The organism is Pseudoxanthomonas sp. P4_B2 (genome assembly GCF_056402315.1).
The window spans coordinates 256,907-278,661 of the sequence record NZ_JBFUHQ010000004.1; the positions used below are offsets into that span (position 1 = coordinate 256,907).

At 63.3% G+C, this 21,755-nt stretch carries 18 protein-coding genes; 11 read left to right on the plus strand and 7 right to left on the minus strand.

Going from position 1 to position 21,755, the window contains the following annotated elements:
• Positions 1-29: 29 nt before the first annotated feature.
• The 4 genes from mrcB to tsaB are packed head-to-tail and all read left to right on the plus strand — an operon-like array spanning position 30 to position 5,776.
• Positions 30-2,450 (plus strand): penicillin-binding protein 1B, encoded by a 2,421-nt coding sequence (mrcB, locus tag AC1DTQ_RS12295; protein ID WP_477850092.1) that lies wholly within the window; start codon positions 30-32, stop codon positions 2,448-2,450.
• Positions 2,447-2,977: a tetratricopeptide repeat protein gene (locus tag AC1DTQ_RS12300; protein ID WP_477849933.1), complete on the plus strand. Its 531-nt coding sequence runs from the start codon at positions 2,447-2,449 to the stop codon at positions 2,975-2,977. Before mrcB ends, AC1DTQ_RS12300 begins: the two co-directional genes overlap by 4 nt.
• A 2-nt stretch (positions 2,978-2,979) precedes the next feature.
• A complete protein-coding gene (locus AC1DTQ_RS12305; protein ID WP_477849934.1) occupies positions 2,980-5,010 on the plus strand; it encodes an ATP-dependent DNA helicase in 2,031 nt (676 codons plus the stop codon).
• Positions 4,991-5,776, plus strand: coding sequence for a tRNA (adenosine(37)-N6)-threonylcarbamoyltransferase complex dimerization subunit type 1 TsaB (gene tsaB / locus AC1DTQ_RS12310; protein WP_477849935.1), 786 nt, complete (start codon positions 4,991-4,993; stop codon positions 5,774-5,776). Before AC1DTQ_RS12305 ends, tsaB begins: the two co-directional genes overlap by 20 nt.
• 88 nt (positions 5,777-5,864) lie before the next feature.
• Here tsaB and pdxR read toward each other — a convergent pair whose 3' ends face one another.
• Positions 5,865-7,367, minus strand: a complete 1,503-nt coding sequence (gene pdxR / locus AC1DTQ_RS12315; protein ID WP_477849936.1) for a MocR-like pyridoxine biosynthesis transcription factor PdxR — start codon at positions 7,365-7,367, stop codon at positions 5,865-5,867.
• A 402-nt stretch (positions 7,368-7,769) separates the two neighbouring features.
• Between pdxR and AC1DTQ_RS12320 the strand changes: the two genes are divergently transcribed.
• Entirely contained in the window at positions 7,770-8,651 is an 882-nt protein-coding gene (locus AC1DTQ_RS12320) for an MBL fold metallo-hydrolase (RefSeq protein ID WP_477849937.1), read from the plus strand.
• A gap of 177 nt (positions 8,652-8,828) precedes the next feature.
• Here the strand turns inward: AC1DTQ_RS12320 and AC1DTQ_RS12325 are convergent, their stop codons facing one another.
• Together AC1DTQ_RS12325 and AC1DTQ_RS12330 are read right to left on the minus strand one after the other, a co-directional pair.
• Positions 8,829-9,608 (minus strand): LytR/AlgR family response regulator transcription factor, encoded by a 780-nt coding sequence (locus AC1DTQ_RS12325; protein WP_477849938.1) that lies wholly within the window; start codon positions 9,606-9,608, stop codon positions 8,829-8,831.
• Positions 9,605-10,732 carry a sensor histidine kinase gene (locus tag AC1DTQ_RS12330; RefSeq protein WP_477849939.1) on the minus strand — a complete coding sequence of 376 codons (1,128 nt, stop codon included), beginning with the start codon at positions 10,730-10,732 and terminating at the stop codon, positions 9,605-9,607. The genes AC1DTQ_RS12325 and AC1DTQ_RS12330 overlap by 4 nt, the downstream gene beginning before the upstream one ends.
• A gap of 216 nt (positions 10,733-10,948) precedes the next feature.
• Here AC1DTQ_RS12330 and AC1DTQ_RS12335 point away from each other — a divergent pair, with 216 nt between their 5' ends.
• A complete protein-coding gene (locus AC1DTQ_RS12335) occupies positions 10,949-11,350 on the plus strand; it encodes a hypothetical protein (protein ID WP_477849940.1) in 402 nt (133 codons plus the stop codon).
• Between the two features lie 12 nt (positions 11,351-11,362).
• Here the strand turns inward: AC1DTQ_RS12335 and AC1DTQ_RS12340 are convergent, their stop codons facing one another.
• Positions 11,363-11,731: a hypothetical protein gene (locus AC1DTQ_RS12340; protein ID WP_477849942.1), complete on the minus strand. Its 369-nt coding sequence runs from the start codon at positions 11,729-11,731 to the stop codon at positions 11,363-11,365.
• A 257-nt stretch (positions 11,732-11,988) separates the two neighbouring features.
• Here AC1DTQ_RS12340 and AC1DTQ_RS12345 point away from each other — a divergent pair, with 257 nt between their 5' ends.
• Both AC1DTQ_RS12345 and AC1DTQ_RS12350 read left to right on the plus strand, forming a co-directional pair.
• Positions 11,989-12,483: a hypothetical protein gene (locus AC1DTQ_RS12345; protein WP_477849943.1), complete on the plus strand. Its 495-nt coding sequence runs from the start codon at positions 11,989-11,991 to the stop codon at positions 12,481-12,483.
• Entirely contained in the window at positions 12,483-13,088 is a 606-nt protein-coding gene (locus tag AC1DTQ_RS12350) for a TetR/AcrR family transcriptional regulator (protein WP_477849944.1), read from the plus strand. The genes AC1DTQ_RS12345 and AC1DTQ_RS12350 overlap by 1 nt, the downstream gene beginning before the upstream one ends.
• Before the next feature lie 129 nt (positions 13,089-13,217).
• Here AC1DTQ_RS12350 and AC1DTQ_RS12355 read toward each other — a convergent pair whose 3' ends face one another.
• The 3 genes from AC1DTQ_RS12355 to gshB form a co-directional block, all read right to left on the minus strand.
• Complete coding sequence (locus AC1DTQ_RS12355) at positions 13,218-15,920, minus strand: bifunctional diguanylate cyclase/phosphodiesterase (RefSeq protein WP_477849946.1); 2,703 nt, start codon at positions 15,918-15,920, stop codon at positions 13,218-13,220.
• A gap of 309 nt (positions 15,921-16,229) precedes the next feature.
• Positions 16,230-17,102 (minus strand): energy transducer TonB, encoded by an 873-nt coding sequence (locus tag AC1DTQ_RS12360; protein WP_477849947.1) that lies wholly within the window; start codon positions 17,100-17,102, stop codon positions 16,230-16,232.
• Between the two features lie 206 nt (positions 17,103-17,308).
• A complete protein-coding gene (gshB, locus tag AC1DTQ_RS12365) occupies positions 17,309-18,259 on the minus strand; it encodes a glutathione synthase (protein ID WP_477849948.1) in 951 nt (316 codons plus the stop codon).
• A gap of 186 nt (positions 18,260-18,445) precedes the next feature.
• Between gshB and AC1DTQ_RS12370 the strand changes: the two genes are divergently transcribed.
• From AC1DTQ_RS12370 to AC1DTQ_RS12380, 3 genes are all read left to right on the plus strand, one after another.
• Entirely contained in the window at positions 18,446-18,844 is a 399-nt protein-coding gene (locus tag AC1DTQ_RS12370; RefSeq protein ID WP_162315128.1) for a response regulator, read from the plus strand.
• Positions 18,845-18,861: 17 nt separating this feature from the next.
• The gene (locus tag AC1DTQ_RS12375; RefSeq protein WP_310095825.1) at positions 18,862-19,395 is read left to right on the plus strand and encodes a chemotaxis protein CheW; all 534 of its coding nucleotides are present in this window, start codon (positions 18,862-18,864) and stop codon (positions 19,393-19,395) included.
• Between the two features lie 216 nt (positions 19,396-19,611).
• Positions 19,612-21,648: a methyl-accepting chemotaxis protein gene (locus AC1DTQ_RS12380; protein ID WP_477849949.1), complete on the plus strand. Its 2,037-nt coding sequence runs from the start codon at positions 19,612-19,614 to the stop codon at positions 21,646-21,648.
• The last annotated feature ends 107 nt before the right edge of the window (positions 21,649-21,755 follow it).

Below are 21,755 nucleotides of genomic sequence, written 5' to 3' on the forward strand. Positions count from 1 at the left end.
GCTAGACTCGCCGGACTCCATATTGTCGCATCCCCGTGCCGCGCTACGACTACGACGACCAAGACGAAGACTACGACGATCACGAGGACGCGCATCCCTGGCGGCAGCGGCTGATCACCTGGGCACTGGCGGTATTGGGGCTGGGCCTCGGTTTTCTGATTCCGTACACGCTGTACCTGAACCATCAGGTCAGCCAGCGTTTCGGTGCATTGCAGTGGCAGATCCCGACCCGCGTCTATGCGCGCCCGCTGCAATTGGCGCCCGGCGTGGCGATGGATGCGCAGACACTCAAGACCGAGCTCGACGCCGCGTCCTATCGCGATGATGGTGCCGGCGAGCGTCTCGGCACCTACGCCCGAGAAAGCGGCCGTTTCACCATTTCGAGCCGCGGCTTCACCGATGTGGACGCCAAGATACCTGCCGGCAGGCTGCAGGTTTCGCTGTCCGGTGGGCGCGTCGCCAGCGTGCGTGATTTGGTCCGTAAGCAAAACCTGAAGGTCGCGCGGCTGGATCCGGCCCGTATCGCCACCCTGTACGGGCAGAAGCAGGAAGAGCGCCGACTGGTGCGTCTGGAGGAAGTGCCGGTATTGCTGGTGACCGGCCTGCAGGCGGTGGAAGACCGCGATTTCAAGACCCACCACGGCATCGATCTGAGCGGCATGCTGCGCGCACTCTGGGTCGCCGTGCGGTCCGGTGGCGAGAGCAAGCAAGGCGCCAGCACGCTGACCCAGCAGTTGGCGCGCAGCGGCCTGCTGGGCATCGGCAAGGAAGTCACCCTGAGCCGCAAGTTCAACGAGATCCTGTTCGCCTTGATCCTGGAGGCGCGCTACGACAAGCGCACCATCCTGGAGGCGTACATGAACCAGGTGTACATGGGCCAGCGCGGTAGCCAGGCCATTCACGGCGTGGCCGCCGCTTCGGAGTTCTGGTTCGGGCGCGAACTGGATTCGCTGACCACCGAACAGATCGCGCTGCTGATCGGCATCGTCAAAGGACCTTCCTACTACGACCCGCGCCGTAATCCCGAACGCGCACTGGATCGCCGCAACCTGGCCTTGAACAAGCTCCACGAAACCGGCCTGATCAAGGACGCCGAATGGAAGCGAGCCCTGGCCGCGCCGCTAGGCGTGACCAAGACTCCGGGCATGGCTGCCGCCAACCGTTTCCCCGCTTATGTCGATCTGGTGCGCCGGCAACTGGCGCGCGACTATCCGGAAAGCGCGCTGCAGGGCGCCGGTCTGAGCGTGCTCACCGGCATGTCGCCTTCCGCGCAGGCCTACGCGGAAGGCGCGGTGGCGCGCACGTTGAAGTCGGTGGAGAACAAGCGGCGTCCGCCGCTGCAGGCCGGCTTGGTGGTGACCGACGTGCATGACGGCGATGTGCTGGCGGTGGTCGGCAGCCGCAATGTGTCGCAGCCCGGCTTCAACCGCGCGGTGGAAGCGCAGCGGCCGGTGGGTTCGCTATTGAAGCCTTTCGTCTACCTGCTGGCGCTGGCGCAGCCCGACAAATATTCACTGGCCAGTTACGTCGACGATTCTCCGGTCACCGTGCAGCTCGGCAAAGGCAAGCGCTGGACGCCCGGCAATTCCGACAACCGCAGCCATGGTTCGGTGCGGCTGGTCGATGCGCTGGCGCATTCCTACAACCAGGCCACCGTGCGTATCGGCATGAAGGTCGATCCGGAACGTCTTTCCGGCTTGATCCGTGTGCTGGCCGGCATCAAGTCAGACACGAATCCTTCCTTGATCCTGGGCGCCACCGACCAGAGTCCGTACGCGATGGCGCAGCTGTACCAGTTCCTGGCTTCCGGCGGTGAGATCCAGCCCTTGCATGCGGTGCGCGGCGTGCTCGATCCTTCCGGCAAACTGCTCAAGCGCTACGACAAGACGCCCGCGCCCGCACAGGAGGGCGACTCCATCGCCGCGCATCTGATCAGCATCGCCTTGCAGCAGGTGGTCAGCAACGGCACCGGCCGCCAATTGCTCGGCGACGGCCTGGGCCGTCTGCAATCGGCGGGTAAGACCGGCACCAGCAACGACGGACGCGACAGCTGGTACGCCGGCTATACCGGCGACCATCTGGCGGTGGTGTGGATGGGCAACGACCAGAACGAACAGACCGGCCTGTACGGCGCCACCGGCGCGATGCGGGTGTGGTCCGGCATTTTCTCGCGCCTGCCCAGCGCGCCGCTGAAGGTGTCCGGCAAGGGTCTGGACTGGCAATGGGTCTCCGGCGCCAACACCACCGACGCCAGCTGCCCCGGCGCACGGCAGATTCCTTTCGTGGCCGGCTTCGCGCCCGAGTACGCCCCCTGCGTGATCGAATCCGTGCCCGAGGAGCCGGGCGAAGAAGAGGGCGGCGGTTGGCGCAGCTGGTTCGGACTGGACAAAAAACCGGAGGAACAATCCGAACCGCCCCCCGAACCCGCACCCGCTCCCGAACCTCGATGAAAATATTGCTGTCGCCACGCACGCTGCTGATTGCCTCGCTGGTTTCGCTGGCCGCGTGCAGCACCGCGCCGAGCTTGCCTGCGCCGCCGCCGGTGCCGAAAGTGGCGCCCGAACAACGCCTGGCCGCCGCCGTCGCCGCATCCAAGGGTGCGGATGACCGCGAGCTCGCCGTGCAGCCCTTGCGCGATCCGCAAGTGCAGGATCTGCGCGACGCGGCCACCGCGGCGATCGCAGCGCGCAACTATGGGGCCGCCGCCGATGCCTTGAACCAGGCGCTGCTGATCGTTCCGGATGATCCTGCGGTGTTGCAGGAGCGTGCGGAAGTCGCATTGCTGCAGGCGGACAACGAACGCGCCGAGACCCTGGCCAAGCGCGCCTTCGATCTGGGTTCCAAGGTCGGCCCGCTCTGCCGCCGGCACTGGGCCACCATCGAACAGGCGCGACTGGCGCGCGGCCTGCCGCAGGATGCCGCGTCGGCGCATGTGCAAATCGAAGCCTGCACGGTGGCCGGCTTGAATAGAATGTAAGGATGTCCCAACTCGCCCAAGCCAGCCGCGAAGCGCTCAGCGCCGGCGGCGCGCTCGCCGCCCAGCTCGACAACTTCGTCCCCCGTGAAGCGCAGCAACGCCTGTCCACGGCGATTGCCGAAGCCTTCGAAGGCCGCGAAGTGCTGCTCGCCGAAGCCGGCACCGGCACCGGCAAGACCTTCGCTTATCTGGTTCCCGCGCTGCTGTCGGGCCTGAAGACCATTATCTCCACCGGCACCCGCGCACTGCAGGACCAGCTCTACCACCGCGACCTGCCGCGCGTGCGCAATGCGCTGGGAACGGGCTTGAAATCCGCGCTGCTGAAGGGCCGCGCCAACTACTTGTGCAAGTACCGGCTGGAACAGGCCAAGGGCGAACCGCGTTTCACCACCCGCGAACAGATTTCCCAATTTCAGCGCATCGTGTCCTGGGGCGGTCGCACCCAATACGGCGACATCGCCGAACTGGAAGCGCTGCCCGACGATTCGCCGTTGCTGCCGATGGTCACTTCCACCAACGACAACTGCCTGGGCACCGATTGCCCGTTCTGGAGCGACTGCTTCGTGGTGCAGGCGCGGCAGCGCGCGCAGTCCGCCGACATCGTGGTGGTCAACCATCATCTGCTGCTCGCCGACCTGGCGTTGAAACAGGAAGGCTTCGGCGAAATCCTTCCCGGCGCGCAGGCGTTCGTGATCGACGAGGCGCACCAGCTGCCGGAACTAGCCGCCAATTTCTTCGGCGAAAGTTTCGGCATGCGCCCGATCCAGGAACTGGCGCGCGACTGTCTTGCCGAATGCAAAGACGTGCCCGGCGCGCTGGCCAGCCTGCAGGTGCCGGTGCGCGCGTTGGAGCAGGCCTTGCGCGAGCTGCGGGCGGGTATGGAAGGATTGCCGACGCGTGGCACCCGTTTTCGCGCGTTGGCCAAACCGGAAGTGCGGGCCGGATTCGATGCGCTGACCGAGTCGCTGGCGCATCTGATCGAAGCGGTGGTGGCGATGGCCGATGCGTCGCTGGGTCTGGATGCCTGCGCCTCGCGCGCCAAGGATTCGGCCACGCGTCTGGCGCGATGGCTGGAAGACGGCAGCGCCTCGGGCGAAAGCCATGTGGTCGATCTGGACGACGGCGCGCCGCTGCCCACCAGCGATGTGCTCTGGTACGAACTGACGCAGCGCGGTTTCCGTTGCCAGCGCACGCCACTGGATGTGTCGGGGCCGCTACGCGAGCATCGTGAGAAATCGCATGCGTCCTGGGTGTTCACCTCGGCCACGCTGGCGGTCAGCGGCGGCTTCGATCACATCGCCACGCGGCTTGGATTAGAGGATCCGCCCACGCTGTTGCAGCCCAGTCCGTTCGATTGGCCGAAACAGGCGCTGTGTTATTTGCCGCAGAACCTGCCCGAACCCAATACGCGCGGTTTCGGCACCGCGCTGATCGCGGCCTTGTATCCGGTGCTGCAGGCTTCCAATGGCCGCGCCTTCCTGCTGTTCGCTTCGCACCGTGCGTTGCGCGAGGCGGCCGAAACCCTGCGCGATGCGCCGTGGCCGCTGTTCGTACAGGGAGAGGCGCCGCGCGCAACGTTGCTGCAGCGCTTCCGCGAATCCGGGAATGGCGTGTTGTTGGGAGCGGCAAGTTTCCGCGAGGGGGTGGACGTGGTCGGCGACGCGTTGTCGGTGGTGGTGATCGACAAGCTGCCGTTCGCCGCGCCGGACGACCCGGTGTTCGAAGCGCGGCTGGAGGCGATCCGCCGCGATGGCGGCAATCCGTTCCGCGACGAACAGCTGCCGCAGGCGGTAATCGCGCTCAAGCAGGGCGTGGGCCGGCTGATCCGCAGCGAGACCGACCGCGGCGTGCTGGTATTGTGCGATCCGCGCCTGACCGGCAAGCCTTACGGCCGTGTGTTCCTGGATTCGCTGCCGCCGTTCGCGCGCACACGGGAAGTAGCGGAAGTGCAGCGGTTCTTCGGGGTTACGCCCACCATTGCGGATGCAACGCAGGATTCCGAACAGGATTGGTATGAAGCTGCTCGCTTTTGAAACCGCCACCGAAGCCTGCTCAGTCGCCCTGTATCTCGATGGGGAGATCATCGAGCGCCACGAAATCGCACCGCGCCTGCATGCGGAGTATGCGTTGCCGTGGGCCGAGGAGCTTCTCACGCAGGCGGGCATCAAACGCTCGCAGCTGGATGCGATCGCCATCAGTCGCGGCCCCGGTGCCTTCACCGGCGTGCGCCTGGCCATCGCGTTGGGGCAGGGCATCGCGCTTGCGTTGGGCAAGCCGATGATCGGTGTATCCACGTTGCAAGCAATCGCCGCCGCTCTGCCCCCTCCCTTGCGAATGCCCCCCAAGGGGACTTCCTTCGGGGCGCAGGGGAGGGCTGGGGAGGGGTTAAGTGGGCGCCAGGAAAGTGCAGAGAAAGTCCGCATCCTCGCCGCCATAGACGCAAGAATGGGCGAAGTCTACGTAGGCGCATTCGAACGCAACAGCGACGAACTCATCGCCATTTCAACCGAAGTCGTAGCAGCACCGGGAAAAGTCGTATTGCCGGACGACCAAGGCGGCTGGCACGCGCTGGGAACCGGCTTCTCCGCCGTCGACAATGCGCTTCAATCGCATCTGGGATTGCAACTGCTCAGCGTGGACGCCAGCGTCCTGCCGCACGCCGCCGATGTCGCGCGCTTGGCGGTCGCCGCCTACGCACGTGGCGAAGCGATGGCGCCGGAGCGAGTGGAACCGGCGTATCTGCGCAACAACGTTGCACTGACGCTGGAAGAGCAGAAGGCGCTGCGCGCGTCGCGGTGATTCTGGATGTGCAAGCGCAGATGAAGTGTCTGCTTCCGACCCGAAGCGGCCATGCGAGCGCCGTGCTGGTTCGTAGGTATTCGAACATTCAAGATGCGCGCTTACGGGCGGTGATATCCGCTAGGACCTCGGATAGCGTCCGCACGCCTCGGATGATGTCCGCTTCCGGAACGCCGCCAAACCCCAGAATCAGGCCAGGGTCGTCTGTATTCGCTACGTAACAGGTAGAGAGTGCGGTCGCGTTGATACCTCGGGTGCGCGCAAGTCGCACGACGTCGACGTCATCGATACCCGTCGGCAACCGCGCCGTCAAGTGCATGCCCGCGTCCGCGTTGACGATGGTTAACACGTCGCCGAGGTGCTTTTCGATTTCAGACACGAGCGTATCCCGACGGCTTTGGTAAAGCGCACGCATACGACGCAGGTGCCTCGAGAAATGCCCTTCGCACAGAAAGTCCATCAGCACCAGTTGATCGAGCGTCTGCGGAAACAGATCCATGGACAGGCGCTGCGCGATGAACTTTTCCACGAGCGACGGCGGCACGACCAAGTAACCTATGCGCAATGCGGGGAAAAGGACTTTGCTGAAGGTTCCCGTATAGATGACTTGGGCCGCGCCATTCATTCCCTGCAGTGCGCCGAGCGGTCGGCTTGAAAAACGGTAGTCACTGTCGTAATCGTCTTCAATGATCCATGCCTGGTGACGCCGCGCCCAGTCAAGCAATTCCAAGCGTCGCGATACGTTCATCGAAACACCCAGCGGATATTGATGCGATGGTGTCACGTAGACCGCACCCGCTGGACTTTTCGTAGGGCGCATCGATTGCACCATGAGTCCCTCCCTGTCCACCGATACCGGTTGCAACGTCGCACCGGTCGCGGTCAGGGCTGACCTCGCTCCGGAGTAGCCAGGATCTTCAAAGTAGAGCGTATCACCCGTTTTGAGCAGCACGCGCGCGCACAAGTGCAGTGCCATCTGCGATCCGGAAACAATCAGGATTTGGCTGGCATCGCACGCCACTGCCCTCGCGGTGCGCAGGTAATCGGCCACGGCGTGACGAAGCGGCAGGTAGCCCGCCGGATCGCCATAGGCCATCAGCTGGATCGGCATACCTCGGGCGTGACGCGTTACGAGTCGGGCCCATATTTTTTGTGGAAAGTGATCGAGGGCTGGCAAGCTGACACGAAAGGCGCCGAGGTCCTCTTTTTTATCTTGTGCATCTCGCGAGCCAGATGCAGGTAGGACCGCAATACTGCGTCTACGCGAGCTGCGCTGATGCGCCGGTCCCTCACCGAGGGCCGTTGTATCTTGCATGTCGTGTATCGACGACGCCACAAAAGTCCCCGAGCCTGCTCGTCCTTCAAGATACCCCTCATGCAGCAGTTGCTCGAACGCGCTCAGTACCGGTAGGCGTGAAATGCCCAGCTCGCGGGCGAGCGCTCGCGTCGAGGGAATCCGCTGCCCAGCGCGCAGTCTTCCTTCGAGAATTGCTGTGCGGTATCCGTCGTAGATCTGTCGGTAAAGCGGACGCCCACCCGCCTCAACGGTGACGAAGGGAATGACCGCCTCGCGTGCAGGATGCTTGCCCAAGTGGCTATCCAAAAAATATGGCTAGTGGTCATTGTGTCATGACCGCATGGAGGGCATCTTGGGTGCTCCCACCAGAGACCGCTTTGACGATGCGACGCAGCCCTCGTTCCTACTCCGCCTCTATTGGCAAACCCACCAGTCCAACATCGCGGCACGGCGCTTGTACGACTCTGTGGCAGAGAATGAGGGGTTCATCGCCTACAGTCATGATGTGAAGTGATGTGGCGAGACGTCGATTAGCGCAACACTCGATCGACTGAGAAGAGTGAACAAACTCGGAAACTTTCTTGCCATCGTCCAACCTTCTGGATTGCGCTTTTGCGTCTACGAATAAAAATTCATCGTAATTCACAAAGCCGATTCGTAAATCCCAACGTCATTTCACCGTGGAGATCGCGAACCATGTTTATCAATAATTCGCTCGGAAGGCTCCTGATGGTCGCCGCCATTGCTTGGAATCCTGGCGCATTCGGCAATGCCGCGAAGGCTCAGTCAGCTAGGCCGGCGTACCAGACGGCCGAGGTTGCGCCCGGTCTCTACAGCTTCGGCGGTGGGTTGGCCTTCAACGCCTTCATGGTTACCGACGATGGTGTGGTCGTCATGGACAGCTTCGACAAGGATTTCGCCAAGGCCTCGCTTGAGGCCATCCGCAAAGTTACGGACAAACCAATCAGGTACCTCATCTATTCGCACAATCACTACGATCACATCAGCGGCGGCGAAGTGTTCAAAGCAGAAGGCGCCACGATTCTCAGCCACGAGGCCGCCGCCAACTGGCTGAAGAGCCACCCTAGCCCGGATGTAGCCATGCCCGACAAGACGTGGTCCGGGTCCAAGTCGGAGCTGAAGCTCGGGAGCAGTCAGATTAACCTTCTGTATTTTGGCGCGAACCACGGCGAAGGTATGACCGTATTCCAGTTTCCGCACGAGAAGGCGATCTACACCGTCGATCTTGTCGTGCCGAATCGGGTAGCCTTCGCCTACATGCCAGATTTCTCTCCCAAGGAATGGGAGCGCACGCTTGCTGAGATGAACAAACTCGATTTCGACCAGGTGATGTTTGCTCACAACGCGCCTGTAGGACCAAGGGCGAGCGTGGCGGACCAGCTGAAGTTTCTTCAGGATCTAAGGGCTGCGATTTTCGCTGAGTTCAAGAAGGGCACGCCCTTCATGCGGATTCCGAACGCAGTGAAGCTTCCTCAATATGAGACGTGGGATGGATACGAGGAATGGTTGCCTATGAACACCTGGCGCGTTCTCCTCGAGATTGCGATGGGCGTCTGACAACTGACAACTGGAAACTGACAACCACGGCGACCGTATTACCAGGTGTGGATGTGACCCGTCCGGGTGCTAGTGAAGTCTTCGCCGTTGTCGCAGTTAATCGATAACACGCTCGACACGGCTGGCGTACGCAGAGATGCGGGCGCTGGGTATGCCTGCGACAACGTTTCTAAGTAGTCACTCTTCCCGCCGCGTCGACACCAGTCGCAGAAACGCCTCGTGCTGGTAACGGCTCATCCGCAGCTGCTGGCCGGTATCCATCGTGACCACGTGATGCCCGTTGAACCACGGGTGGATGGCTTTGACCCGGCGGACGTTGATGATCGCCGAGCGGTGGACGCGGGCGAAATGGCGCGGATCCAGACGGGTGACCAGCGTCGCCATGGTCTCGCGGAGTTCGTGCACCTTGTCGGCTAAATGGATCTGCACGGTGTTGCGGCTGGCCCTGATCCAGACGATGTCGTCGACGGCGACGAAGACCACGTGCTCATCCACGCGCACCGGAATGCGGTCCAAATAGTCGTCGCGCTGGCGCAACGCATCCAGCGCCTGCAGGATGCGCGCAGAAGCCTGCGGCCCGACAGCTTCGCCGGCGGACAGTCGCGCCTTCGCGCGTTGCAAGGTGCCGGCAAAGCGCTCGCGGCTGAAAGGCTTGACCAGATAATCCACTGCGTTCGCTTCGAAGGCGCGCACTGCGTACTGCTCGTAGGCCGTGACGAAGACCGTCGCCGGCATGCGTTCGGCGCCGATGGTGGCGACCACATCCAGGCCCGTGATGGCCGGCATCTGGATATCCAGGAACACCAGCTCCGGCGACTGGCTGCGGATCGCAGCCACCGCCGACACGCCATCGCCGCATTCGCCCAGCACCTCGATGTCCGGATCGTCGCGCAGCAGGCGAACGATCGCGTGGCGCGCGATCGGCTCGTCGTCCACCACCAGCGCGCCGATGCTCATGCAGAGGCAAGCTCCGGCGAAAATTCCGGCGCATCATCCGGCCCCTCGAGTTCTCGAAACGGTATGCGGATGCGGCAGGCGACGCCTTCGGGCCAGATCATATCCAAGCGTACCTCGGCGGCATCGCCATACAGTTCCTTGAGCCGCAACCGCGTATTCGACAGGCCGATGCCGTGTCCGGCAGAGTCTGCGGGACCGGCCGCCAGCGTGCTGTTGCGGTTGCGCACATCGATGCACAGCGTATCGCCCTCGCGCCGACTTTCGATCTCGATATTGTCGCTGCCGACGCGCTGGCCGATGCCATGGCGGATCGCGTTCTCGACGATGGGCTGCAGGATCAGGCTGGGCACGGCGCAGTCCAGCGTGTCCGGCGCGATGTAGATCTGCGTGGTCAGCCGATCCTTGAACCGCGTGCGCTGGATGCCGAGATAGAGTTCGATCAAGGTCAGTTCCTGGCGCAGGCTGATCTCCTGGCCATCGTAGTCTTCCAGGAAGGCGCGCAGCAGATCGCTCAGGCGCAGCAGCATGTCTTCGGCCGAGACCTTGTCTTCGTCCAGCAGGGTAATGATCGCGTGCAGCGTGTTGAACAGGAAATGCGGTTGCAGTTGCGACTTCAGCGCCAGCAGTCGCGACTGCGCCAGCTCGGTGGCCAGCCGGCTAGCCTCGACTTCACGACGGGTTTTTTCGGCGTGGAAATGCATCGCCTGGTGGATCGCGAACAGCGCCCAATAGGTAAGCAGGCCGGTGGCGAAGTGCTGTGCCAGGAAAAACCATAACTGCTCAGCCAATCCGCTGGGCTCGAACAGCGTGGAAACCAACGCCCCGGCCACCATCGCCACGAAGGTGACGCACACGCTGGCCACCAGCTGCGCGCCCAATCCGCGCAATCGAAATGGAGCGCGCACCGGGTAGCGCTCGACCAGGCGGAACACTGTCGGCGCCAGCGCGGCCCAGATGTACCACTGGATCATCGACCAGCGCAGATAGGTGAATATCCCGAAGCTGGGACCGTCGCCCAGTCCGCCGGTCAGGGAGCTTTGGATGGCGAACACCACCGCTACCGCCGTCCAGATGGCGACATAGCGCCAGAAACCTATTTCCGTACTGCCAAGACGAATCTTCATTGCAAGTGTCCAAGGTGCTCCGGGTGCCGGGGCAGGGCCATCCTAGGCGCGGGGAGCGGCGCTGCAAAGCGCGGCGACGCGTCACTACGATTCGCCACCGCATAACGACGATTCGTCCCGGATCGATTGCCGGCTTGCCTCCGTCTGGGCCTTGATGCATGCGCCGACCCCGCCATGCGCCGTCGGCATCCATCCATCCGACCGAAGACCTTCGTCATGCGCCCGACTCTTCCCGCCGTTCTCGCCACTCTCTTGTTCGCCACCGCCGCGCACGCCGGCGCCGGCAAGGACACCCGCTACCTGGATCTCATCAATCGCGCCTACGACAGCGTGACCTCTCTCGAAGTCGCGCCTGCAGGAAGCGATGCGTTCCAGGAAAAGCCGTTGGGCGCGCCCCTGCGCGGCGGCGGCGACTCGACCACGATAGAAATCGCGGGCGAGAGCTGCCTGTACGATATCCGCTTCAAATTCCGCAACGGCAGGACGCTGATCTACAAGGATGTGGATATCTGCAGCGGCGGCAAGTTGGCCATTCGCCAATTGCCTTCCAGAGACGCAAGCCGGTTGGTTCGATCGGAACCGCCGACGACGCAATACGCCGAGGGCAATACCCCATGACGCGCATCGCGCTCATGAGTTGGCGTCAGGTATTTCCTCGAGCGAGTAATACACCGCCTTGCCGTGCTGACGGGCCAGCTCGACCATTTCGTCGGCGCCCGCCGAGGGTCCGCCGATGCGCAGGCAGCCATCGCATTTAGCGACCAGTCGGCGCGAGATGGGGTGGAAGATCTCGTTGAAGATGGGGTCGCCAACGCCGGTGGAACCGGCGTGTTCGATCAGCGGCAGGGCATACCACTCGCCCAGGACGGGCAGATGCCCGGCACGAAACAGACGAAGCGACGCTTCCGTCATCGCCTCCACGTTCTTTGCGATAAGAACGGGGTCGTCGTTGGTGCCTGAGCGGTACGGGCCGGCGACCAGGATCATTTGAGGTTTCACGAGTACTCCCGAGATGGAGGTCTGAGGTCTGGAGCAAGCCTAATCGCGAAGTGGATCTGGCTTGATTGAATTGTCGGTCTGCCTGGCGGATAGAGCCGCTTTCGACCCAAAGCGCGCCATTGAGGTGAGCTGGGTCTGGACTGGGGACGGATACTGCCTCAAGACCGCCAGAGGTGTCTGGCAACGCGATTGGCTGAGTAATTGACAGCCTACCTACTGGTAGGTAGAGTTGAGTCTCCTTCTACTAGAGTGACTCCATGGGCATCTCTCCTCTTGGCTGGCTTCATACGCTGGGAAGCCTCCCTGCCATACCTCTTGCCGCCTATATGCTTGCCAGGCACGGGCGCATCGTTCCTGAAGCCAGGGCGGGGCGGGCGTACTTCTGGTTTATGTTGCTGGGTGTGCTCACGGTCTATCCGATTGCGCATCAGCCCATAAGCTCGATCATTGCGACCGTCACGCTTGTAGTGCTTCTTCTGGGCTATGGCATCTCAAGGTGGTCCGCGGCGAAGCGATTCGGGAAGTACATTGAGACGATTTCACTTAGCATCAGCGTCTTCCTGCTGATGGTCCCCACCGTCAGTGAAAGTTTGCGGAGGCTGCCTGTCGGCAATCCACTGGTGACCGATCTGAAAGACCCGCTTTTGCTCGGTGTTCAGGGCGCGCTATTTTTGGCGCTGATAGTTGGCATTCCTTTGCAGATGCGTGCGTTGTACAAGCGAAAAACCGTTCAAAGCAAGGCAGACAGTTGATGAGTTCATCCGGCTCAGATTCGCAGTCGCAGTATTCGCCCAAAGCGCTAGAGATCATTCGCCGAACAAATGAGCTACTAGCGTCGGGCGGATATAACAGTTTCAGCTACGCAGATATTGCCGAGTTAGTCGAGGTAAGAAAAGCCAGCATTCACCATCACTTCCCCACCAAGGCGGATTTGGTGAAGGCAACCGTCGCTCTCCATCGGGACGCAACGCGGCGAGGCTTGCAGTCGCTTGATGAGCTGACGGCTGATCCGCTAGAGCGCCTCGTTGCTTACAGTCGTTTCTGGGCGGAATGCATTGAAGGATCAAATCCTCCAATATGCATTTGCGCTCTTCTAGCGGCGGAACTTCCGGCTGTTCCTGCTGAGGTCGCAGATGAAGTCAAAGGGCATTTCAGAGACCTCCACGCATGGGTTACCTCTAACATGGAGGAGGGGAAATCAAAGGGTAAAATGCAACTGGCTGACACCCCATCCGCGGAGGCCTCTATGTTTATGGCGTCGATACACGGCGCGATGCTTGCTGCCCGAGCGACCGGCGACGCGTTGCTGTTCTGGGAGATTGCGAAGCTATCTACTGATCGTCTGAGAATGGCATAGCGGCATAACGAACCAAATCTGCCGGCTGTCCGCTATTGGCCGAAAACAGGCCTGTAAGTACCATTTGCCTTGCCTGTCCACAAAACGCTCCGCCAGCCACTCGCGTTGAAACGCGTGGAGCACCACGGATCAGTGACCCACCGCGCGTCGCCATTGCGAGCCCGCGCGCTGGAACAGGACGCGTTCGGGGCGGTGCAGCGCGAAACCCTGACCGTAGTCCACGCCCAGCGAATTCAGCGCCTTCGACATGTGGCCGGCGCTGACCCACTCGGCCACCACTTTCAATCCGCGCTGATGGCCGATCTGGGTGATGGCGCTGATGATGGTGCGACTCATCGGATCGGTGTCCAGGTCGCGGACGAAGCTGCCGTCGATCTTGATCATGTCCACCGGCAGGTTCTTCAAATAGCCGAACGAGGACATGCCGGCGCCGAAATCGTCCAGCGCGATCAGACAACCCGCTTGGCGCAGGCGTTCGATCATATGCACCACCTTGAGCAGGTTGCGCACGGCCACGGTTTCGGTGATCTCGAAGCAGAGTTTGTGCGCCGGCACTCCGTATTGCGCCATGAGTCCAAGAATGAAGTCGGCAAGTCCCTCGTCCTCGATGCTGGCACCGGACAGATTGATGGCGCACGTGCCCAGACGCGTGCCGGCCGGATGCAGCTCGGAAAAATGCGCCAGCGCATTGCGGATCACCCAACGGTCGATAGCCGGCATCAATCCGTAGCGCTCGGCCGCCTGCAGGAACGTACCGGGCAGCACGATGCCGTCTTCCTCGTCGCGCAGCCGCAACAGCAGTTCGATGGTGGGCGCATCGGCCTTCCCCCCGCCGAGCGGCACGATTTCCTGGTAATCCAGCAGCAGGCGGTCCTGCTCGACCGCCCAGCGCACGCGGTTGGCCCATTCCATCTCGCTCTGGCGGCGCGTGGTCTCGTCGTCCTCACGATAGACGTGCACACGGTTGCGGCCGTTCTCCTTGGCCAGGTAACAGGCGGTGTCGGCCCAAGCCAACAGATCCTTGAGGGTCGGCTCGCCATGATCCACCACCACCACGCCGATGCTGGCGCTGATCGTGTAGGTATGCGTCTGCCAGGTGAACATCAGCGCTTCGATGCATTCGCGCAGGCGCTCGGCCAGGACGAGCGCGCCCTCGGCGTCCACGTTGAACGCCAGCAGTCCGAATTCGTCGCCACCCAATCGCGCCAGCACGTCGCCGAGGCGCTGCTGCTGGCGCATGGCCAGCGCCAGTTGCGCCAGCAGCTGATCGCCGGCCATATGGCCGGAGACGTCGTTGATCAGCTTGAACTGGTCCAGGTCGATGTACAGCAGCGCGCAAGGCAGGGAGTCGGGATGGAGCTTGCGTTCGGCCAGCGCCAGTTCGACCTGTTGCTCGAACTCGCGGCGGTTGCATAGTTCGGTCAGCGCGTCGTGTGTCGCCTGGTAGATCAGGCGCTCGGTCAGCTCGCGGTGTTCGGAAATGTCGGTCGCCACCATCAGCAAGTGCGGCACGCCGTCCATGTCCACCTGCGCGATCGATGCGTTGACCCAGAAAGGTTCGCCGCCCTGGCTTAACAGCGCCGCGTCCATGCTGCTCCAGTCTTCACCCAGCGTCGCCGGATCGCTGGCGCGACGCCGCAGCAACGGATCGGCGAACAGATCCGCCAGCAAGGGCCGCACGGCCTCGCCCAGACGCAGGCGTGCGGCCTGATTGGCGTAGACGATTCGTCCGTCGCTGCCGTCGGCCAGCAGTACCAGGGCCGGCAGTAGCTCGTTGAGTGTGCGGAAGCGGGCTTCGCTCTCGCGGAAGCGTTCGCTCATTCGCTGCCCCATTTTGACCGCGCGACGGCGGGTGGTGGACAGCGACCAGAGCAGCAGCGACAACAACAGGCTGATGGTCACGCCCGCGCCGATGACGGTGCGCACGCGGGTTACGTCCAATACAGGCACGCGTGGTCGTAGTTGCATTTGCCAATGACGGCCACCGAAATCCAGCGTGCGCGTGTGCACCGCCGCATCCGCAATGAAGGGGGTGCCGGAGTCGAAAAAGTCTTCGGCTTGAGGCGCATCGAGGTCGCGGATACGCACCCGGAAACGGTCCAGCACCGGGCTGCCCAGGGCCTCGTAAACCAACGGTTCCAGGCGCAGGCTGATCGCCAGCGCGCCGATTTCCCGGCTGCGTCGTTCGGCCACATCGACCGGAATCGGTCCGCGCGAATACACAGGTAGGCGCACCGTCACTCCGAGCGCGGCGGGACCGGCGTATTGCTTGAACTGCCTCAGCGCGAACGGCGCGGAAATCACCGGTGCATCCGTATCCCGCGCGCGTTCCAGCGCCAGCAGGTTCGGTTTCTGCGCGGCGATGTCGAAGCCGATCAGCGATTCGTTGCCGCGTAAGGGGGCGGCCAGTTCATAGGGATAGGCCACGCGCTGCGGATCGTTCGGATCGAACTGGCGACGCGCGAAGACGGTGGCGACGTAGCCGGGATGCTTCGCCGATATGCGCAGGTTGTCGGTGTATTGCTCGAACTTCCGCTGGTCCATATGGTCGTTGGACAGGAACACTGTCTGCATCGCGCGCAGCACAGCGGCGGCCTTCTCCAACGGCGCCCGCAGGCGCAACGCGCTGCCGTCGGCTAGCGCGGCGTACGCGGCCTGCGTACGTTCGCGCTCGTCCAGCCATACACGCTGCGCCACCCAGGCCGTGAACAGCAGGCCGGCGACCAGTACGGCCAAGGCCCAGACCGCAGGCGGCGTACCCAGGCGCCGTGGCATGTCGTCCGCGGGCGTGGCGCCGGCCAAGGGTTGTGGCGAGGGAGAGACGGCATTCACTGCGATACCTGAACTCCTTTGGCCGGATGAAGATGAATAAGAGACGATCCGTGCCCGCAGGTCAGACCTCAGTTGACCCTTGCTGCATGCATGCTGCATGCCAAGCCCTTGCCGTGGCGTGATGCAGCGCGTAGATCCGGCAGTATCCCGTCTAGTCGCAGCAGTGTGGGTGGCGTTCGCTCGGATGCGTCAGCGTCAGGTTTGGTCCCGCAGCGTCGGTCCCGGCCCCCATCAGCGCTTGGGCAGGGAGATAGCTGCCCCGAAGAGCCTTTGGACTGCATGCTGCCGCCCGAAATCCAGGCGCCCCAGCTATTGGTCGCGCACTTCGCCGCCCGGTAGGAACTGCCAGGTGCGGGTGACGTGCAGGATGTCGATATTCTCGTCGGTCTTGGGCAACGGCGGGAACGGCACCGACAGCTGCACGATGCGCAGTGCGGTGGAATCGAGCAGCGGAATGCCGCTGGACTGGATGATGCGGGTGTTCTCCACCGAACCGTCGCGGCGCACGGCCACGCTGATCACCAGTTGCCCTTTTAGGCGCTTGCGTCGCGCCTCATCGGGATAATTAAGATTGCCCACGCGCTCGGCACGGTCCACCCACGCACGCAGGTAGTTGGCGTAGGCGTATTCCTTGGTGCTGGCGGAAACGAATTTGCGTTTCGGGCGCTTCGCGTAAAGATCGGAGCGCAGGTGGATTTCCGCGGCCAGGCGCGCCATCTCCGCGTCCCGGTCGATCTTCAGATCGCCGCGCGGCAGCTCCGGCCGATCGGGTTCGGGCCGGGTTTGCGCTGGCGGCGCCGTGGTTTCGCTGTTTCTCGCCGTGACCACGCGCGTTTCCGGCGGCGGGGCGACCGCGGGCGATTGCGCGCGCAAGGGTTGCGGAGCTACCCCGGTCTGCGTTTGCGGCACCCAACCGGCCTGGCTATCGCGCGGGCGCTGGGCCTTGTCGTGGTCGCCGCCGCCCTGCTGGTTGGCGGCCGCCAAGAAGTCGGCCTGCTTGGGCGTGAGCGGGGTCTGGGTCTGGCTGAGGATCACGTCCAGCGTGGGCACCACCGGTGCCGCATCGTCCAGGGCGAAACCCAGGCCCAGCACCAGCATGCCGTGCACGATCAGCGACAGCGCCAGGGTGGCGGTGAGACGTTCGTTGGAACCTATCTTGGGCGGGGCGACGACTGCGGACATTTCAGTGAAGCATCAAAAGCCCCTCTCCAGCGGGAGAGGGGTTGGGGTGAGGGTACGGCGAAGAGTGGATGTTGAAAGGACTTCGGCAGTTCAGCGCTTGCTGCTTCGCCGTACCCTCACACCCCAAGAGTGCTTGCTGCGCGGCGTCCGCCCTTCGGGCACCTTCTCCCGCGGGGAGAAGGGAAGAACAATTGCTTGCGCCAACATCAACCATGGGCAAGCCGCTTCTCGATCGCATCGAACAACATCCCCGCGATATTCAACCCGAATTGCGCATCCAGTTCGCGCACGCAGGTCGGACTGGTGACGTTGACTTCGGTCAGGTAGTCGCCAATCACGTCCAGCCCCACGAACAGCATGCCGCGACGCTTCATTTCCGGCGCCACTTGTTCGGCTATCCAGCGGTCGCGGTCGGAGATCGGGCGGCCTTCGCCACGCCCGCCGGCGGCCAGATTGCCGCGGAACTCATCGCCTTGCGGGATCCGCGCCAGCACGTACTCCACCGGCACGCCGTCGACCAGCAGCACGCGTTTATCGCCGTCCTTGATGCCGGGGATGAAGCGCTGGGCCAGGGTCAGGTTGCCGCGGCCGACCAGGGTCTCCAGGATCACGTTGAGGTTGGAGTCGCCGGCACGGGCGCGGAAGATCGAGCGGCCGCCCATGCCGTCGAGCGGCTTGAGCACGGCCTCGCCATGTTCGGCCACGAACGCCTTGAGCGCCGCGGGGTCGCGGCTGACCAGGGTCGGCGGGCAGCATTGAGGGAACAGCAGGGCGGCCAATTTCTCGTTGAAGTCGCGCAGGCCCTGTGGATCGTTGACCACCAGCGCGCCGGCGCCCTGGGCGATGCTGAGGAGGTGGGTGTCGTAGAGGAACTGGTCGTCGAACGGCGGGTCCTTGCGCATCAACACCGCCTGGCCCGGGCCGAAGGCCAGTTCCGCGGTCTCGCCCAGGGTGAACCAGCCGGCCTTGTCGTCCTTCACCGCCAACGGCGCGGCCTGCGCCACTGCCTTGCCGTCGCGCAACGACAGGCCGCCCGGCCGCACGTAGTGCAGGCGATGGCCGCGACGCTGGGCTTCCAGCAACATGGCGAAAGTGGTGTCTTTGGCGATCTTGATGGACCCGATGGGGTCCATCACCACGACGACATCGAGGGGCATAGAAGGCAATCCGGGGGTATTTCGTCGGCAAGATGTTAGCAGGCGCAAAATGAGACGGAGTTCGCATCACGGCGTTCAGCTTCACTTTGATTTGAAGCTCAACTTGACAGTCTGCGCTGGTGCTGGGATATAAGATGCTTCGCAGCGGTGCCGATTAAGAAGCGCCGCGCTTGGGGAAAGAAGGTAATGACAGAGCATGACAACCCGGCCGGGGGGTTCAGCGGCCTCCGGGTGATGGTGATTGACGACTCCAAAACTATTCGTCGCACTGCTGAAACCCTGCTTAAGCGGGAAGGCTGTGAAGTGGTCACGGCAACGGACGGTTTTGAGGCGCTCGCCAAGATCGCCGACCAACAGCCGCAAATCATCTTCGTGGACATCATGATGCCGCGCCTGGATGGCTATCAGACCTGCGCGCTGATCAAGAACAACCAAGTCTTCAAGAGCACACCGGTGATCATGCTGTCTTCCAAGGACGGCCTGTTCGACAAGGCGCGCGGCCGCATCGTCGGCTCCGAGCAATACCTGACCAAACCCTTCACCCGCGAAGAGCTGCTCGACGCGATCCGCACCCACGTTGGCTAACGGGAAGGAATGACGCCATGAGCCGCACTCCCTTCGACATCCTGGCCGAGTACGAGCGCCGCAGCCTGGCCCACGCCGTGGCCCTGCCTGCGCGCGAAGCGGTCGCCGAGCAATGGCGCGGCGTCGGTTACCGGGTCGGTCAGCGTCGTTTGGTCTCGGGTTTCGAGGACGTGGTCGAAATCGTGCCGCTGCCTCCGACCACGCCAGTACCGGGCGCGCAGCCGTGGCTGCTGGGCATCGGCAACTTGCGCGGTAACTTGTTTCCGGTGATCGACCTTAAGCATTTCCTCGAAGGCGAGCGCACCGTATTGCACGAGGGTCAACGCGTGCTCGTCGTGCGCCAGGCCGGCGGCGACGTCGCCCTGACCATCGACGAACTGTATGGCCAGCGTAGTTTCACCGAAGACCAGGGCGTGGACCCTGGCGCGCTGGCGGAAGGGCGTTACGGCCATTTCGTGGAGCGTGCATTCCACGGCGACGAGCATGACTGGGGAGTCTTTGCGTTGTCGCTATTGGCGCGTACACCGGAATTCCGCCAGGCCGCGCTATAACGCGAAGGTGTCGGCGGAAGTGGCTATAAGGGCTATCGGAAAAGGCCCGTTACAGGCCGCCAGGAGGGCGGCGACAGGGATCCGGCGCATAGATGCGGGGTTCGTGAGAAAAGGTCCGGAACCGACGGATCGCGTATCCGACCACGCACGGGGAGTGCGTAACCGGATAGAAATGAACCATTGCTGCACTTTGTCCAATTTCCAGGGGTTTGAAAGATGAGCACTGCACCGGATTCTCCCAAAGCCAGCAAACTCGGCAGCCTGGGAAGCAGCTTTTGGCTGATCCTGCTGGCACTGTCGGTGATCTTGTTCGGCGCCAACACAGGCGTGGCCACCTACGAAGGCAGCCGCCTCTCCGGCGCCGGAACGGGCGCAGCCGACTTGCAGGTGCTGTCGCAACAGCTGGCTAACCAGGGCCGCGAAGCGGTCGAGGGCGACGCCGAGGCGTTCAAGTCGTTCAAAACCACCAAATCCCAGATCGATTCGACCATCGGCACCCTGAAGAGCCGGTTCGGCAGCGAAGGCGCCGTGGTCGGAGCGCTCAACCGCCTCGACGCCACCTGGTCGCCACTGGGCAAGAGCGCCGAACAGCTGATCAGCAGCGAACCCGCGGTGCTGGCCCTGGCCGGCAACGCCGACCGCTTCAGCACGCAGGTGCCGCAGTTGCAGGCGCAGTTGAACGAAGTGGTGCGCGCCATGTCGGCCGGCGGCGCGCAGTCGTCGCAGATGTACAACGCCCTGCAGCAGGTCGTGGTGGCGGGCACCATGGCCCGCCGCGTGACCGAAATGCGCGCCGGCGGCAGCGGAGCGGCGATGGCCGGCGACGCGCTCGTGCGCGACGCCGTGGTCTTCGGCCAGGTGCTGGAAGGTCTGCGCAACGGCAACCCTGATCTGGGCATCGCTCCCTTGCGCAACGCCGATGCGCTGTCCGCGCTGACCCAGTCGCAGACGCTGTGGGCCACCATGAAGAAGGACCTGGACGCCATCACCGGCAGCTCCAAGAACCTGTTCGCCGCACAATCCGCAGCCGCGGCGATCACCAACGGTTCGGGCAAGATGCTCGAAGACAGCAAGAAGCTGTTCGACGCGTTCTCCGCCTTCGGCTCGGTGCGCGATACGCGCCTGTTCCCCAACTTCTGGCTCGGCATAATTTCCGGTATCGCCGCGCTGGTTTCCATCGTCGGTTTGCTCTGGTCGCTGTACCGCAACCGCCAGCGCGAGCAGGAAATGCGCTATCAGACGCAGGTGGAATACAACAGCCGCAACCAGCAGGCCATCATGCGGCTGCTGGACGAAATCAGTTCGCTCGGTGAAGGCGATCTGACGGTAAAGGCAACGGTGACCGAGGACATGACCGGCGCCATCGCCGACGCTATCAACTACGCCGTCGACGAACTGCGCCATCTGGTCACCACCATCAACGACACCACCGTGCAGGTGGCCGCGTCCACCCAGGAAACCCAGGCCACCGCGCTGCAACTGGCGGAAGCGGCCGGACACCAGTCCGACCAGATCAACAGCGCCTCCGAGCGCATCAACGAAATCGCGGTCAGCATCGACCAGGTGTCGCGCAACTCGACCGAGTCGGCCGAAGTGGCGCAGCGCTCGGTGCAGATCGCCACCGAAGGCGCGGGCGTGGTCCGCGAAACCATCCGCGGCATGGACCAGATCCGCGACCAGATCCAGGAAACCTCCAAGCGCATCAAACGTCTGGGCGAGTCCTCGCAGGAAATCGGATCGGTGGTGGAACTGATCAACGACATTTCCGAACAGACCAATATCCTGGCCTTGAACGCGGCCGTGCAGGCGGCTTCGGCCGGTGAAGCGGGCCGCGGTTTCGCGGTGGTGGCCGACGAAGTGCAGCGCCTCGCCGAACGCACCTCCGGTGCGACCCGACGCATCGAATCGCTGGTACAGACGATTCAGGCCGATACCAACGAGGCGGTCAGCTCGATGGAACAAACGACGTCCGAAGTGGTGTCCGGCGCAAGGCTGGCCGAAGACGCCGGCACCGCGCTGGGTGAGATCGAGCGCGTGTCGAGCGATCTCAACGAACTCATCAAGAGCATCTCCGGTGCGGCGCAGAAGCAGTCGTCTGCCGCAACCGACATCACCCAGACCATGGGCGTGATCCGCCAGATCACCTCGCAGACCTCGCTGGGCGCCGGGCAGACCGCCGAATCCATCGGCCATCTGACCGAACTGGCGGCCGAACTGCGCCGTTCGGTCGCCGACTTCAAGTTGCCGGGTTGAGGGCAGGGAAGAACACGAATGGAAGTCAGGAATTCCCGAGGGGCATCACTATTGCGCGGCCCGCGTGCCGCCGTCGTGGAGTCGCGCCGATGAGCGCGCTGCGTGAT